This is a genomic window from Halomonas sp. ML-15 (assembly GCF_014779595.1).
Classification (GTDB): domain Bacteria; phylum Pseudomonadota; class Gammaproteobacteria; order Pseudomonadales; family Halomonadaceae; genus Franzmannia.
This window is the reverse complement of sequence record NZ_JACXZT010000017.1, coordinates 908-15,287: the sequence shown is the minus strand read 5'-3', so window position 1 is coordinate 15,287 and position 14,380 is coordinate 908. Positions and strand designations below refer to the sequence as shown.

At 65.0% G+C, this 14,380-nt stretch carries 12 protein-coding genes; 8 read left to right on the top strand and 4 right to left on the bottom strand.

The genetic code is table 11. From position 1 onward, the window contains the following. The first annotated feature begins 224 nt into the window (after positions 1-224). The 3 genes from IEI94_RS09660 to hepT all read left to right on the top strand — a co-directional run bounded on the left by IEI94_RS09660 (position 225) and on the right by hepT (position 2,958). Positions 225-1,874, top strand: a complete 1,650-nt coding sequence (locus IEI94_RS09660) for a bifunctional protein-serine/threonine kinase/phosphatase (protein WP_224750059.1) — start codon at positions 225-227, stop codon at positions 1,872-1,874. A 233-nt stretch (positions 1,875-2,107) separates the two neighbouring features. Further along, positions 2,108-2,515: a type VII toxin-antitoxin system MntA family adenylyltransferase antitoxin gene (mntA, locus tag IEI94_RS09655; protein ID WP_191167101.1), complete on the top strand. Its 408-nt coding sequence runs from the start codon at positions 2,108-2,110 to the stop codon at positions 2,513-2,515. Between the two features lie 20 nt (positions 2,516-2,535). Continuing rightward, positions 2,536-2,958, top strand: coding sequence for a type VII toxin-antitoxin system HepT family RNase toxin (gene hepT / locus IEI94_RS09650; protein ID WP_191167100.1), 423 nt, complete (start codon positions 2,536-2,538; stop codon positions 2,956-2,958). A 181-nt stretch (positions 2,959-3,139) separates the two neighbouring features. On the opposite strand, the gene IEI94_RS09645 is transcribed toward hepT, so the two are convergent. The 4 genes from IEI94_RS09645 to IEI94_RS09630 all read right to left on the bottom strand — a co-directional run bounded on the left by IEI94_RS09645 (position 3,140) and on the right by IEI94_RS09630 (position 6,506). After that, positions 3,140-4,132 (bottom strand): IS110 family transposase, encoded by a 993-nt coding sequence (locus IEI94_RS09645; protein WP_191167099.1) that lies wholly within the window; start codon positions 4,130-4,132, stop codon positions 3,140-3,142. A 325-nt stretch (positions 4,133-4,457) separates the two neighbouring features. Continuing rightward, a complete protein-coding gene (locus IEI94_RS09640) occupies positions 4,458-5,615 on the bottom strand; it encodes a sensor domain-containing diguanylate cyclase (RefSeq protein ID WP_191167098.1) in 1,158 nt (385 codons plus the stop codon). A gap of 7 nt (positions 5,616-5,622) precedes the next feature. Then, positions 5,623-6,153, bottom strand: a complete 531-nt coding sequence (locus IEI94_RS09635) for a hypothetical protein (RefSeq protein WP_191167097.1) — start codon at positions 6,151-6,153, stop codon at positions 5,623-5,625. Between the two features lie 74 nt (positions 6,154-6,227). After that, a complete protein-coding gene (locus IEI94_RS09630) occupies positions 6,228-6,506 on the bottom strand; it encodes a hypothetical protein (RefSeq protein ID WP_191167096.1) in 279 nt (92 codons plus the stop codon). Between the two features lie 345 nt (positions 6,507-6,851). Between IEI94_RS09630 and IEI94_RS09625 the strand changes: the two genes are divergently transcribed. The 5 genes from IEI94_RS09625 to IEI94_RS09605 form a co-directional block, all read left to right on the top strand. Further along, complete coding sequence (locus tag IEI94_RS09625) at positions 6,852-9,179, top strand: TolC family outer membrane protein (RefSeq protein WP_191167095.1); 2,328 nt, start codon at positions 6,852-6,854, stop codon at positions 9,177-9,179. Positions 9,180-9,369: 190 nt separating this feature from the next. Beyond that, a complete protein-coding gene (locus tag IEI94_RS09620; protein ID WP_412030908.1) occupies positions 9,370-11,433 on the top strand; it encodes a type I secretion system permease/ATPase in 2,064 nt (687 codons plus the stop codon). Then, on the top strand, positions 11,433-12,866 hold the full coding sequence (locus IEI94_RS09615) for an HlyD family type I secretion periplasmic adaptor subunit (protein ID WP_191167094.1): 1,434 nt from the start codon (positions 11,433-11,435) through the stop codon (positions 12,864-12,866). Before IEI94_RS09620 ends, IEI94_RS09615 begins: the two co-directional genes overlap by 1 nt. 3 nt (positions 12,867-12,869) lie before the next feature. Then, the gene (locus tag IEI94_RS09610) at positions 12,870-13,490 is read left to right on the top strand and encodes a response regulator transcription factor (RefSeq protein ID WP_191167093.1); all 621 of its coding nucleotides are present in this window, start codon (positions 12,870-12,872) and stop codon (positions 13,488-13,490) included. Between the two features lie 142 nt (positions 13,491-13,632). Further along, a partial coding sequence (locus tag IEI94_RS09605; protein ID WP_191167092.1) for a retention module-containing protein occupies positions 13,633-14,380 on the top strand: 748 nt, incomplete at its 3' end.

Genomic DNA, 14,380 nt, shown 5'->3' with positions numbered 1-14,380 from the left:
ATGCGGCGAATTATACGAATAGCCTCGCGGGATTACCAATACTGGGCTTTCTCCTTTGGTGGACACGTGCTCGTCGCATAAGCGGTGTATGATAGATAGCGCTGACGCCCACGCGGTGTTCAGCTGACCAATGAGTCGTCTCGGGAGGAGCAGTGAGTTCTGAATTGTCGTTGAGCATCGGTCAGGCGTTTGTCGCCCCCGATCGCCGTCATCATCGCAGCTCCATGTCGGTTCGTGTGCCTGCCGAGCGGACTCTGCTCGAGGCCAAGGGGGCCAGTGCGCTGATCAGCGACTCCAGCTCACGCAACGCCATCGCCAAGCAGGCTGGCGATCTCAGCGTGCGAGGCTTTCTCGCCGACTACTACTCGACCCCCGACCACTGGGACGTCAAGACCTCGGCGACCCGCGTGCTGCGGGCACTCAACGGCTGGTGCTATAGCCAGAGCGGCCACGTCCAGAATGGTAGCTACATGGCGTCACTGTCGGCGATGGTCTATCGCGGTCGCGACGGTCATCTCTTCCATATGGGCGATACCCTGGTGTTTCGCCTGCGTGGCGCCGAGTTCGAACAGCTCTCCCGCGATCATGTCACCGACCTTGGCGGCTACCGTTATCCGTCGCGGGCGCTGGGGCTGGATGGCAATATCGACATCGACTACGTGTCGGTGCCGCTCAAGCAGGGCGATATCTTCCTGTTTACCACCCAGGCGGTGCGCGGCACCCTGATGCCCTCGGACTATGTGCAGCTGATTCGCTCCGATGCCAGCGACCTCAATGCCGCCTGCGAGCGCCTCGCCGACGCCGCCAGCAGCCGCGCCCAGGCGCGCGGCTACGGCGGAGAACCGTTCTGTTTCCAGCTGGTACGTATCGATCATCTGCCGGAGGCCGAGCAGGACCACCCGGGTCGCCTGTACGGCGACCTGCCGGTGCCGCCGGAGCTCGGCCCCGGTGAGCGCCTCGATGGCCTGGAGGTGCAGGAAGTGCTGTCGCGTACCGCCCAGTCACGGGTCTACCGGGTGCGCGACACCTACAGCGACCGAGAAATGGTGATGAAGGCGCCGAGCCCCGAGCTCTCCAGCCGCAACTCCTATCTCGAGCACTTCCTGCTGCAGCAGTGGGTGGTAGAGCGCGTCAACTCGCCGTTCGTGGCGCGGGTCATGGAGTCGTCGCGGCCGCGCCGCTACCTCTACTATCTGATGGCGTATGTCGACGGCGAGCGGCTCTCGGACTGGTCGCGTCGTCACCCTCAGGCCAGCCTGGCGCAGCGGCTGGATATTGCCCGCCAGCTGGGCAAGGCGGTGCAGGCGCTGCACCGGCGCGATCTGCTGCACCAGCAGATTCACCCTGACAATATCCTTATCGATCGTCATGGTCAGCTGGTGCTCGCCGACTTCAGCGCCTGTCGGCTGCGCGAGGGCGATGGCCACAAGCACTCCCGCGAGCTGGCCCGGCAGCTGGGGCTGACCGAGCACAGTGCACCGGAGTATGCCCTCGATACCGACGTGGGGCGGCGCAGCGATCAATACGCGCTGGCCTCGACGGTCTACTGGCTGCTCACCGGCGCGCTGCCCTATGAGCTGCCGCCCCACGAACTGCGTAGTCATACCGATCTCGAGCAGCTGGCCTACCGCAGCGCGCGGATGCACAACCCGGAAATCAGCCCCGCGCTGGACGAGGCGCTACGCCGCGCCCTCGACCCGCAGCGGGCGCTGCGCTTCCGGCGGCTGTCGGAGTTTCTCTATGCGCTGCGCGACCCCGCCGGCGAGCGCCGCGAGCGTACCAGCCCACGCTTGCTCAAGGAGCCGGCCAGATTCTGGCAGGGGGTAGCGGGGATCCTGCTGCTGCTGCTGGTGCTGTCGTGGCTGCTGCGCTAGCGCTCCACAACACCAGTGTGGGAGCGAATTCATTCGCGATGCAGCGCTTAGCGCTGCCCGGCTAGGCTACCCCCCAGTGTGGGAGCGAATTTATTCGCGATTGCAGCGCGAAGCGCTGCCCGGCTCGGCTGCCCCCAGTGTGGGAGCGAATTCATTCGCGATTGCAGCGCGAAGCGCTGCCCTATGCGCCTTATGCTAGGATCAACGAAATGGCCGTTACTGGGAGTTGCAGGATGAGCGAGCAGGACCCAATCCTGGCCAAACTTGTAAAGCTGGCGGCTGCGGACGGCCAGATAGAAGTGGTCTGGTTGTACGGCTCGCGTGCCAAGGGCACCCATACTGAAAGCAGTGACTACGACCTCGCGGTGGCCTTCAACGTCAATATTGAGACACCTCTGGAACGCCGCCTACGGCCAGAACTACTGGCGCAGCAGTGGGCCGATGCACTGGGGATTGCCGACGATATACTTTCCATTGTCGATATCAATCAAGCGCCGCTGCCGTTGGCCATGGCGGTAATCCGCACTGGACGTGCGATCTGTGTGCGTAGCCCGTTGCGGCTCGCCAGGGAAGAGAACCGCATTACCTCAATGTGGGAGCTCGATTATCTGTATCACCAGCGCCACTACGGCGTGTCATAACAGCATGGAAGGCCGTCGCTATGGAGCCTGAATACGTTGCATCGATGCGAGAGCACCTGGCGCGCCTGAGCGAAGAGCTGCAGCAGTTGCACGAACACCTCGTAAGCTCACAAGGGCTGCCACCGCTGGTCTATCGGGCGGCGGAGCGTAACCTCCAGCTGCTGACCGAAGCCTGCATCGGCATTGCCAAGCAAACCCTCAAGGCCAAGGGTGTCATGGCGCCGAGCGATGCACGTCAAGCCTTTGCCAAGTTGCGCAGCATGGGGCTGGATCCTACCCAGGCGGAATGGCACAAGATCATCGGCCTGCGTAATGCGTTAGTGCACGATTACCTCAATCTCGATGAACGCATAGTCCTCGACATTATTCGTGAACAGCACTATCGCGTGCTATTTGACTTTGCCGAGCAGCGGCTCAATGACCCACAGCCCCATCGCGGCTAAAGCTGCTCCCACATTTGCCAAGAGCGCCACCCCCATTGTGGGAGCGAATTTATTCGCGATGCAGCGCGCAACGCTGCCATTTCGGGCCAACCCCATCGCGAATAAATTCGCTCCTACTTTTGCCTGGGAGGCATTGCCATAACGAGGTGCCACCACCCCAGTGTAGATACTCCGTTTGGGGTCAAGCATTCATATGCTCGTCGCTGAAGAGCAACGACGAATCGAATGGCGTTTGATTCTGCATGCAGGCCCACAGGCCGGTGAGGTACTTGCGCATCACCGCACATTGGGCCTGGATCCTTTTCTTGCCCCGAGCCACCAACGCGTCGTAGAACGCCTTGGCCCGCGGATCATGTCGAACTGCACTCATGACCGGCATGTACAAAGCCGATCGTAAATAGGCATTGCCGGCTTTGCTGAGCCGCGCGGGCCGGTTCACGCTGGTGCCGGACTGCGTGAGTCGCACATCTAAGCCTGCATAGCGACTCACCTGCGGAGCCTTCAGCGTCTTGGGCAAGACACATAATTCAGCCAGTAACGCGATGGCGGTGGCGTCGCCGATGCCGATGGCAGCGGTCATGTTGGCATGATGGGCCGCCAATGTTTCACATTCGGCGATGATGGACTGCGCCGCTTGCGTAAGGCGTTGGATGCGCCGATCCAGCCACTCAATGCCTTCCTGCTCATCGTCGATCAGCAATGGCAGCGTCGCACCTTTGGCCTGCAGAGCGTGCAAGCGGTTCTTTGCTTGAGTACGTGCTGCCGTGAGACGGTTGATCTGGCGTCCCAAGTCGCGCAGCGCCAGTTGGGTTCGGGTTGGCGGCACCCAGCGTCGGGGGGTCATACGCTCGCCATATTCCGCAAGCAGCGCCGCATCCAAGCCATCTGTCTTGCTGCCACTGAGCTTCAGTTCAGCAAAGTGGCGGAAGCTCCGGGGATTGATGACGGCCACCGGAAGGCCTGCCTCGACCAAGGTGACGGCGAGGTCCAAGTAGTAGATGCCTGTTGCTTCCATGATCACGCAGGCTGGCTTAAGAGCCTGAAGCCGCTTCACCACCTTGGCATGCCCTTGGGGTGTTTGCTGGAAGGTCTCGACCTTTGAGGGCTTGCCGTCCCTGCGGCTGACCATGTCAAAGGATTTGGCGGCGATATCGATCCCTACATGCACACTCATCGACTTTTCCCCTGGGCTGGTGTTGGGTCACAATAGTCACCGGTTCCCCGACCTCGCATTTGATGTCGCCTCGACCTTGTGATGCGAAGTTCAGCCAGACTGACTTCCGGATACTCCTCGAGGTTGGCAATGAGGCGGGGAGCCTCTCTACACACGAAGTCAGTCGATGCTGCTTCCAGGAGCGGGCGGCCTCCCCGGTAACTGGTGCATAACCCTACCAACTCATATGGCGTCAACATACAAGGAGCGACTTCAGTCGCGATTGCAGTGCGCAGCGCTGCGGGCGGAAATAACCCCATCGCGAATAAATTCGCTCCCACTTTTTCTACCCCACCTCGACACGATTTCTGCCGTTCTGCTTGGCCAGATAGAGCGCCTGGTCGGCGCGGGGGTAGAGGGCGGCGAAGCTGTCGTCGGGCGGGGCGGTGTCGGTGCGACTGGTGGTGACCCCGACGCTGACGGTGAGGCTGAGCCCTTCGGTCCGGCCCGGGGCGCCGTGGAAGGCGTGCTCGGCCACCGCGCGGCGCAGGCGCTCGCAGAGTTCGGCGGCGCCGGTGGCGTCGGTATGCGGCATCAATATGCAAAACTCCTCGCCGCCGATGCGGGCTACCACGTCGGCGCGGCGCACATGCTCCCTGAGCAGCGCGGCCACGGCTACCAGCATGCGGTCGCCGGTGGGGTGGCCGTGGTCGTCGTTGACCTGCTTGAAGTGGTCGATATCGATCAGCGCCATGCTGAGCGGGGTGCCGCTGCGCAGGCCCTGGGCGAACAGCCGGCCGGCCTGGTCGAGCAGGGCGCGGCGGTTGTTGAGGCCGGTAAGCTCGTCGGTGACGCTGAGCGCCTCGACCTTACGTTTCTGGCGGTCGATCTGGTAGAGCGCAACCATCAGCGCGGTAATCACCACCATCACCAGCGTTGCCAGCGCAATCAGCCAGCGCGACAGACGCTGCATCAGCCGCTGCTGCTCGGCGGCAGAGCCGAACACGATGTGCTGCAGCTCGCTGTAGATGAAGGCCAGGCTGTCGTCGAGCTCGGTGCTCAGTGCGTCCAGCTGCGCGAGACGCTCGGGTTGGTAGGGGGCAGCGGCCAGCAGCGGCTCGGCCTCCCGCATCAGGCGGCTGAGCACGCGATATTCGTCGCGAATGTGCTGGTAGTCGGCCTCGGGGAGGGCGCTGCGCTCGAGGTACTGGTTGATGCTGCCGCGGCGGGTGGCGATGATCCACAGCCGCTCCAGGGCCTGCTGCTGATGCAGGGGCTCTGGATTGTCGACCAGGCTCTCGATGGCCTGCTGGAAATAGACGCCGTCCTGCTGGCCGCGCACCACTTCGCTGGCGAAGCCGAGGTAGTCGGCGCCCAGGTGGCGGTCGGCGTTGTTGGCGAAGCTCCACACGCTGGCGATCAGCACGACACCGATCACGCCGGATAGCAGGCACAGCGGCAGCAGCAGGCGCCGAATCAACATGCGCTGGATCAGTCGTGGCATCGGCGGCTCAGCGGGCGCGCAGCGTGGTGATTGCCCATATCCAGCGGGTCATGGGTTCGCTACCGTCGAGTACCGCCTCGATGTCGGCGGGCACCGTCAGCATCAGCGGGCCGTTGTGGTGGTCGGGGAGTGGTATGCCCTCGAAGCGCGTCACCAGCAGGTAGGTCTTCTCCTCACGCTCGGCGGGGCTCAGGAAGGTGGTGTAGTCGTCCCGGGCAATAAAGCGCAGCCGCTCACTGTCGTCGAGGCCGTGTTCGACCAGGAAGTCGTCCAGCAGCACGCCCAGGAACTCCCCCTCGAGCCCTTCGGGGTGGGCCATCTCGACCGCGTAGAGCGGCAGCGACTCGATCTCGGCCAGGGAGAGCTGGCGCTGCTGCTCGGCGTGCTCGATAGTGAGCACCGGCGTACTGTCCTGGGTGGGGGGGTGATCGCTGGGAGCAAGCTCGGCGGCCAGTAGAGACGCACTGGCCAGCAGGGCTGACAGCGGAATGGAGCACCCCAGCGTGAGGGGGACTGGCCCCCGGGTCGTTATGGCCATCGACATATTCCCTGCGTGGCGTAAAAGCTGAGGGCGCGTCTTCGCGCGCTGGCCTCATTGGATGCGCAAGCGACTCAGTAGAGCGCCTGCTCCTCGCTGATGACCTCCTTGAGCAGTTCGAGAAACAGCCGGTCGGCGTCGGAGTGCTCCGCCGGGTCGTCGGGGATATGCACGCTGGTGGTGTCGCTGATTTCACGGGCGATGCCGGCGAGCATGTCACGTTCGTTGAGGTCGGCGTGCCGGCGGGCGATCAGCAGTGACTGCTCGAGGATCGCGGGGTCCTGCAACAGTTTCTTGATGAACCCGCGTAGCTCATTGATTACGCGAGTCTTGTGAATCTCGGATGCGGACATAAGGGAGCCCTGTCGTGCGGTTGGCGGAGTCTGCGCGATGCGCTTAGCCAGACGATAGCACAGCCGGCGGGCGCGGTAAGGTCTCGCCGCGAGAGGCGGGACTGGCGATTTCAACGCTCACCGGGCATTAGCCAGCTACTCTTGTAAGAGATTTCTTACAGAAAGTGTCCTATATCTCCTAGCTAATAGAGCCATCAAGAGTATTGGACAATTCATCAATCTCGGTTACGCTTGATTACAAACGGTAGCTGAGTGAAAAAACTAGCATCTCGCAAGGCAACATAACAAGCACTGTAGTGCTGGCTAGGTTCGGCGCTGCCATGCAATACAAGGGAGCAGTACCTCATGAAATCCTCAAACGTCGCGGGCTTTCGCCGCCGTTTTCCCTCTCTGTCGCGCCACACGGCGACCCATATGACAACTCTGGTGCTGCTCGCCGGTGCGGCGCTGCCGGCGACTGCCTTGGCCCAAAGCGGCCTGGCGGGGATGTCGTCGCCGGGCAGCAGCGACCTGCGTGAGGTGGTGCAGCGTGCGGTATCGACCAACCCCCAGGTCCAGGCGGCCTATAACGGCTTCCGCGCCTCGACCAACGAAGTGGACATCGCTCGCGGCGGCTATCTGCCTAGCATTGACGTGAGTGCCGGGGTCGGGATCGAGGATCGTGAGGGTGACGGCCGCGGCAGCTTCGAGACCGACTTCGCCGAGCTTTCGCTGACCCAGATGATCTACGATGGCTTCGCCACCCGCAGCGAGGTCGAGCGTCTCGACCGCGCCAAGCTGGTGCGCTACTACGAGCTGCTGGGAGCCAGTGAAGAGGTGGCGCTGGAGGCGGCGCGGGCCTATCAGGATGTGCGCCGCTATCGCGAACTGGTGGAGCTGGCGCGAGAAAACTACCGCGAGCACATGCGCGTCTTCAATCAGATCGAGGAGCGTGTCGGCTCTGGTGCCGGGCGTCGCGTCGACCTGGAGCAGATCAGCGGGCGCCTGGCGCTGGCCGAGTCCAACCTGATGACCGAGGCCTCCAACCTGCACGACGTCAGCTCGCGCTTCCAGCGCCTGGTCGGCGATCTGCCCAGCGAGACCCTGGCCCCGGCACCGATGCTGGACGGCGAGCTGCCGGCGTCGGTCAACGACGCGGTACGCATGGCCTACGAGGGCAATCCCAACTTCCATGCCGCCATCGAGAATATCGAGTCGGCCCGCGCCGAGCAGGCCGGTACCCGCTCGGCGTTCCAGCCGCGCCTGGAGTTCCGCGCCCGCACCGGCAGCAACAACCAGAGCGACTTCACCGGCCGCCGTGACCAGCACGTCGCCGAGCTGGTGGCGACCATGAACCTCTACCGCGGTGGCAGCGACCGCGCCTCGTTCCGCCGCGCCAGCGATCTGGTCGAGCAGTCCATCGACCTGCGCGACAACGAATGCGTCAACCTGCGCCAGACCACTCAGATCGCCTATAACGACACCCAGCGGCTGCGCGAGCAGATGCAGTACCTCAACGAGCATCGCCAGTCCATCGACCGGGTCCGCGGGGCCTACCAGCAGCAGTTCGATATCGGTCAGCGCACCCTGCTCGACGTGCTCGACAGCGAGAACGAGTACTTCGAGGCCAGTCGCGCCTACATCAACGCCGAATATGACGTGGCACTGGCCGACGCCCGCACACTGGCGGCGATGGGCAAGCTGATGCCGGCGTTGGGCGTGATGCGCGACGACACCCCGACCCTGGCCGAGCTGTCCAGCGATGGCGTGACCATCAACGCCGACGATATCTGCCCGGCCACGGGGCCCTCGGGGTTCACCCTGCAGGACCTGACCGGTGACCTCAATGTGCCGGCTCCAACCCGCGCACCGGATGTGACCATCAGCGCCGATGCGCTGTTTGCCGTCAACAGCGCCGATCTGAGCCCCGCGGCGCGTGAGGAGCTCAACGACCTGGCGGCGCAGATCCGCCAGCGTGACGACCTGCGGCGGGTATTCATTGCCGGCCACGCCGACAGCACCGGCACCGACGCCATCAACGATCCGCTCTCCGAAGCGCGGGCGCGCAGCGTGGCCGACTACCTGGCCTCCCAGGGCGTCTCGCCGGGGCTGCTGGAGAGTCGCGGCTACGGCTCCAACAATCCGGTGGCCAGCAACGACAGCGCCGACGGGCGCCGCCAGAACCGCCGCGTTGAGGTGACCCTTGAGACCAACGGTGAGAATCTCGACATGACCGGCACGCCGCTGCGCAGCCGCGACCTCAGCGCGCGCTGGAGCCTCGAAGCGCCGGCCTCCGACACCGCCGAGCGCGCTGCGCCGCCGAGCGTCGAGCACGATGCGCCGGCGTTCGCCAGCCAGCCAGCGGCGCTGCGCTGGGATCAGGAAGTTGCCTCGGTCATGGCAAGCGAGCCGCGCGGTGAGGCGCTGGCCGATGCAGCGCCAGCGGCCGCCCCCGAGCTGCCGGCCGATTCCCTGGTGCAGGTGGTGGCAGTGAGCTCCGCCGAGCGTGCCGCCGAACTCGAGGCGCAGCTCAGCGCCGAGCTGGGCGGCCCGGTACGGGTCAGCAACGGCGGCCGCCTGTACAGCGTGCAGCTGGGGCCGGTGGCTCAGTCCGAGGCCGAGGCCCTGCGTGGCCGAGTGGCCGGGCTGGGATTCGCTGAAGCGTATCTGATTTCGGCCGATAACCCCTCTTGAGGGGCGCGTCGGCAACTGAACCATGCGATCGTCGTAGCGCCCGAGCCGCAGGTGTGAATGAATCAACAGGGCTGAAGGGACGACCGTGACCAGCGATGCCAAGCACGCCGTAGAGGCGGGGCGCCAGCCACCGCCGCAGGATGACCTGCTGGAATGCCTGCGAGTGGTGGCCCGCGCCCATGACCAGGAGATGGGGCGCGATGCCCTGGTGGCAGGCCTGCCGCTGGAGGAGGGCCGGCTGACGCCGGGCGTGTTCCCGCGTGCCGCCGCGCGTGCCGGCCTGGCGGCTCGTCATGCCCGTTCGCGGCTGGTGCAGCTCAACCCGGCGCTGATGCCGGTGGTGGTGCTGCTCGAGCCGGGTCGCGCCTGTGTACTGGTGTCGCTGGACGTGAAAGCCCGCAGTGCCCGAGTGGTCTTCCCCGAGATCGGCGAGGCGGCTACCGAGATCAGCCTCGATGAGCTGCAGGCGCGCTACAGCGGGCGGGTGATCTATGCCCGTCCCAAGTTCCGCTTCGACGCCCGTGGCCCGGAGGTCAACAAGCAGAAGTCACGCCACTGGTTCTGGGGCGTGATTCGCGAGAATCGCCGGCTCTATCGCGACGTGATTGCCGGTTCGGTGATGATCAACCTGTTTGCGGTGGCGATGCCGCTGTTCGTCATGAACGTCTATGACCGGGTGGTCCCCAATCAGGCCACCGAGACGCTGTGGGTGCTGGCGGTGGGGATCTTCGTGGTGCTGTGCTTCGACCTGGCGCTGCGGCTGATGCGTAACGCCTTCGTCGATCTGGCGGCGAGTCGTGCCGATGTCAAACTATCGTCGTCGATCATGCAGCGGGTGCTGGGCATGCGTCTGGAGGGCCGTCCCGCCTCCACCGGCTCGTTCGCCGCCACCCTGCAGTCGTTCGAGTCGGTGCGCGCCTTTATCGGCTCGGCCACGGTGGTGGGGTTGGTGGATCTGCCCTTCGTGCTGATGTTCGTGGCGATCATCGCCATCATCGGCGTGCCGCTGGCGATTCCCATCGTGGTGGGTATCGTCTTCGTGTTGCTCTACGCGCTGGCCGCTCAGGGCAAGCTGCACGAGCTGTCCGAGACCACCTGGCGGGTCGGTGCCCAGCGCAACGCCACCCTCGTGGAGTCGCTGGGCAATCTGGAGACGGTCAAGACGCTACGCGCCGAGAGCCGCCTGCAGGCGGTGTGGGAGAAGACCACGGCGTTTCTGTCGCGCACCTCGGCGCAGCTGCGGCTGATCAGCTCGTCGGTGTCGAGCGTGGCGCTATGGGCCCAGCATACGGTGGCGGTGGCGGTGATCATCGTTGGTGTCTACCTGATCATCGAGGGCGACCTCAGTCAGGGTGGGCTGATCGCCGCCTATCTGCTGTCGTCGCGGGCCATGGCGCCGGTCAGTCAGGCGGCGGCGCTGCTGGCGCAGTACCACCAGTCATCGACGGCCCTGGAGTCCCTCAACGGGGTGATGGACAAGCCGGTGGAGCGCCCCGAGGGCAAGTCGTTCGTGTCGCGGCCGGTGGTGCGTGGGGAGATCGAGCTCAACCGCATCACGCTGCGCTATCCGGACGAGGAGCGCGATGCGATTCGCGACATCTCGCTGAAGGTCAAGCCTGGCGAGAAAGTCGCGCTGCTGGGCCGGGTCGGCTCCGGCAAGTCGACCCTCAACAAGATGATTTTGGGGCTCTACCAGCCCACCAGCGGCGCGGTGCTGCTCGACGGCGTGGATATTCGCCAGTTCGATCCCATCGAGCTGCGCCGCCATATCGGCTATGTGCCCCAGGACGTCAGCCTGTTCTACGGCTCGCTGCGCGAAAACGTGGTGGCCGGCGGCGGCAGCGAGGGGGTCGAGGACGAAGCGCTGCTGGAGGCGCTGTCGATCAGCGGCATCAGCGAGCTGGTCGACCAGCACCCTCATGGCGTCGACCTGCCGGTGGGCGAGCGCGGTCAGATGCTCTCCGGCGGTCAGCGCCAGGGCGTGGCGATCGCCCGGGCACTGGTCCACGATCCGCAGATCCTGCTGCTCGACGAGCCGACCAGTGCCATGGACCATGCCAGCGAAGAGGCTTTCAAGAAGCGCCTGGCCGAGTACGCCGCGGCCAAGACCATGCTGGTGGTGACCCATCGCACCTCGCTGCTGTCGCTGGTGGATCGCATCGTGGTGGTCGACAACGGCAAGATCGTCGCCGACGGTCCCAAGGAGAAGGTCGTGGAAGCCCTGCGCAGCGGGCAGATCGGGAGGGCCAACTGATGGCCAAGGACAAGGTCAAGACAGCCGAGCAGCAGGGCTTCGAGGCCATCGGGCGCTTCTCCGAGGGCGGCGGCAAGCCATTCCGGCCGCTGATCGACCGGCTGTTTGCGCGCCGGGTGTCGTCGGCCCACCTCAATCGCGACTGGGCCAGCGACGCCGATTGGGCGCGCATGCAGCAGGATCCGATGCGCGCACGCGGCTTTCTCTACACCGTGCTGCTGGCCATCGTGGCGCTGATCACCTGGTCGTACTTCGCCCAGATCGATGAGGTGACCCGCGGCACCGGCCGTGTGATTCCGTCCCAACAGCTGCAGAAGGTGCAGTCCTTCGACGGCGGTGTGGTGCAGGATATCCTGGTCCGTGAAGGCCAGATGGTCGAGGCCGGTGAGCTGCTGATGCGTATCGACCCGACCCGCTTCGTGTCGAGTTTTCGCGAGAACCGCGCTCGGGCATTGACGCTGCAGGCGCGTATCGCGCGGCTGCAGGCGTTGATCACCGGCTCGCCGTTCTCGCCCTCCGATGAGCTGCAGGCCGAGGCGCCGGAGATCGTCAACCAGGAGCGCGAGCTCTATGAGAGCCGTCGCGATGAGCTGCGTGAGGTCGAGAGCATCGCCCGCGACCGGCTGCGCCAGCGTCAGGAGGAGCTGAATGAAGCACAGTCTCGACTGAGTACCGCCAGCCGTGAGCTGAGTATGGCCAGCCAGGAGCTCAACCTGACCCGGCCGCTGCTCAGCTCCGGCGCGGTGTCCGAGGTCGAGGTGCTGCGCCTCGAGCGTGAGGTGTCGCGGGCCCAGGGCGACCGCAGCCAGGCCGGCTCCCAGGTGGCGCGGCTCGAAGCGGCGGTGGAGGAGGCCGAGGCCCAACTGCGCGAGGTGACTCTCGAACGGCGCGGCGAGTGGCGCGACTCGCTGGCCGATGCGCTGGGCGAACTCTCGGCCCTGGATGAATCGAGCACCGGCCTCGAGGACCGGGTGCGGCTCGCTGAGGTGCGTGCGCCGGTGGCCGGGGTGGTGCAGCGAATGCATATCACCACCCTGGGTGGCGTGGCCCAGCCGGGCCAGGACGTGGTGGAGATCGTACCTACCGACGACCAACTGCTGGTTGAGGCGCGTATCGCCCCGCAGGACATCGCCTTCCTGCGCCCCGGACAGCCGGCCACCATCAAGCTGACCGCCTATGATTTCTCGATCTTTGGTGGGCTGGAGGCAGAGCTGGATCATATCAGCGCCGACACCATCACTGACGACAACGACAACACCTTCTATCTGGTGCGGGTGAGGACCCTGGAGGGTGGCTTCGCCGACCAGCAGGACCTGGCGATCATCCCGGGGATGACGGCGCAGGTGGATATCATGACCGGTAAGCGCACGGTCATGGAGTATCTGCTCAAGCCGATTCTGCGCGGCACCAGTAACGCCTTGACCGAGCGCTAACGCATGAAACAACACCTTTTCGTATGCCAGGAACTCGACGATATTCCGCGCTGGAAGGAGGCCTTTCCCCACCTGCGCCGCTGCACGCCGCAGCAGGCGCGGGCCCAGGCCGGCGCCGGCGATCACGTATGGGTGGCCAGCCAGATCGACGGCTGGGCCGGGCTGGTGCAGATCCTCTCCCAGCGCGGCGCGGTACTGGTGGTGCTCTCCTACACGCCGAGCTCGGTGGAAGCGTTTCAGGCGCTGAATGCTGGCGCCCGCGGCTACGCCCATGCCATCTCGACGGCGCCGCTGCTGCAGCAGATCGAGGTGGTGACCGCCAATCAGGGCATCTGGGTGTGGCCGGATCTGCTGGCCCAGGTGGTGGGCTCGACGTTCCGCGCCCTGGGCGGCGAAGCGCGCATGCGCGACGACGCCCTGAGTGCCCTCACCGAGCGTGAGCGTGCGGTGGCGTTGGCGGTAGCCTCGGGCAAGAGCAACAAGGAGGTCGCCCGTGACATGGATATCACCGACCGTACCGTCAAGGCGCATCTCGGGGCAGTATTTCGCAAGCTCAAGGTGCGCGACCGCATGCAGCTGATCCTGCTGCTGTCGCAGCGCAGCGAAACCACCACCGACGCCTGAGAGTCGCCGCTCCGTTACATTGAGTTACCTGTCCATCGGTACTATGTTCTTCCTGCTTTGCCTCTCCTAATCTGATGTCATAGCCCCATAAAAACGCTGCCGCCGCCTAAGGCGACAGCATATGACGCAGAAGGAACAGACCATGGCAATTGCAACCGTCCTCTCGATTACCGGTCAGGCCTGGGCGCGCGACGCCGACGGTAACCTGCGCGAGCTCAGCGTCGGCGACACCCTCGTCGAAGGCGAAACGCTGGTTACCTCCGATAACGGCAGCGTGCAGCTCGACTTCCTCGACGGCCTGGATCCGACCACGATCAGCGGCGGTCAGGAAATTGCCATGACCCCTGAAGTCGATGCCGACGCCCCGGTAGACGCCGCCGATAGCGAGGTCTCGGACGCCGACCTCGAAGCGCTGCTCGCCGCCATCGACGATGACGACATCGACCTGCTCGACGTGCTCGATGCCACCGCGGCCGGCGCCGGCGGCGCGGGTGCCGCCGACGGCGGCCACGGCTTCGTGCGCCTGGCGCGCATCACCGAAGGCGTCGACCCGCTGGCCTTCGAGTTCGGTACAGTGCAGGGTGGCGAATTCATTACTGCCCAGGGTGAGTCCGCACCGGTGGATGCGGCGGAAGTAGAAGAAACTATCGTTGAAGGGCCCGAACCCGAACTTGGGCTGCCCTCTATTACTTTGACCGGCGGCGATGACCTGCTCGAGGGGCTGGCCGAGGAAGGCAACACGGTTGCCACCGTCACCGCCAGCAGCGACCCGCTGGGTCAGGGGCTCACCTACGGCCTTACCGACGGCAGCGACCCGAACGGCTACTACGCCATCGACCCGGCCACCGGCACGGTGACGCTGACCGGGGCCGGCGCTGAGCACGTCAACG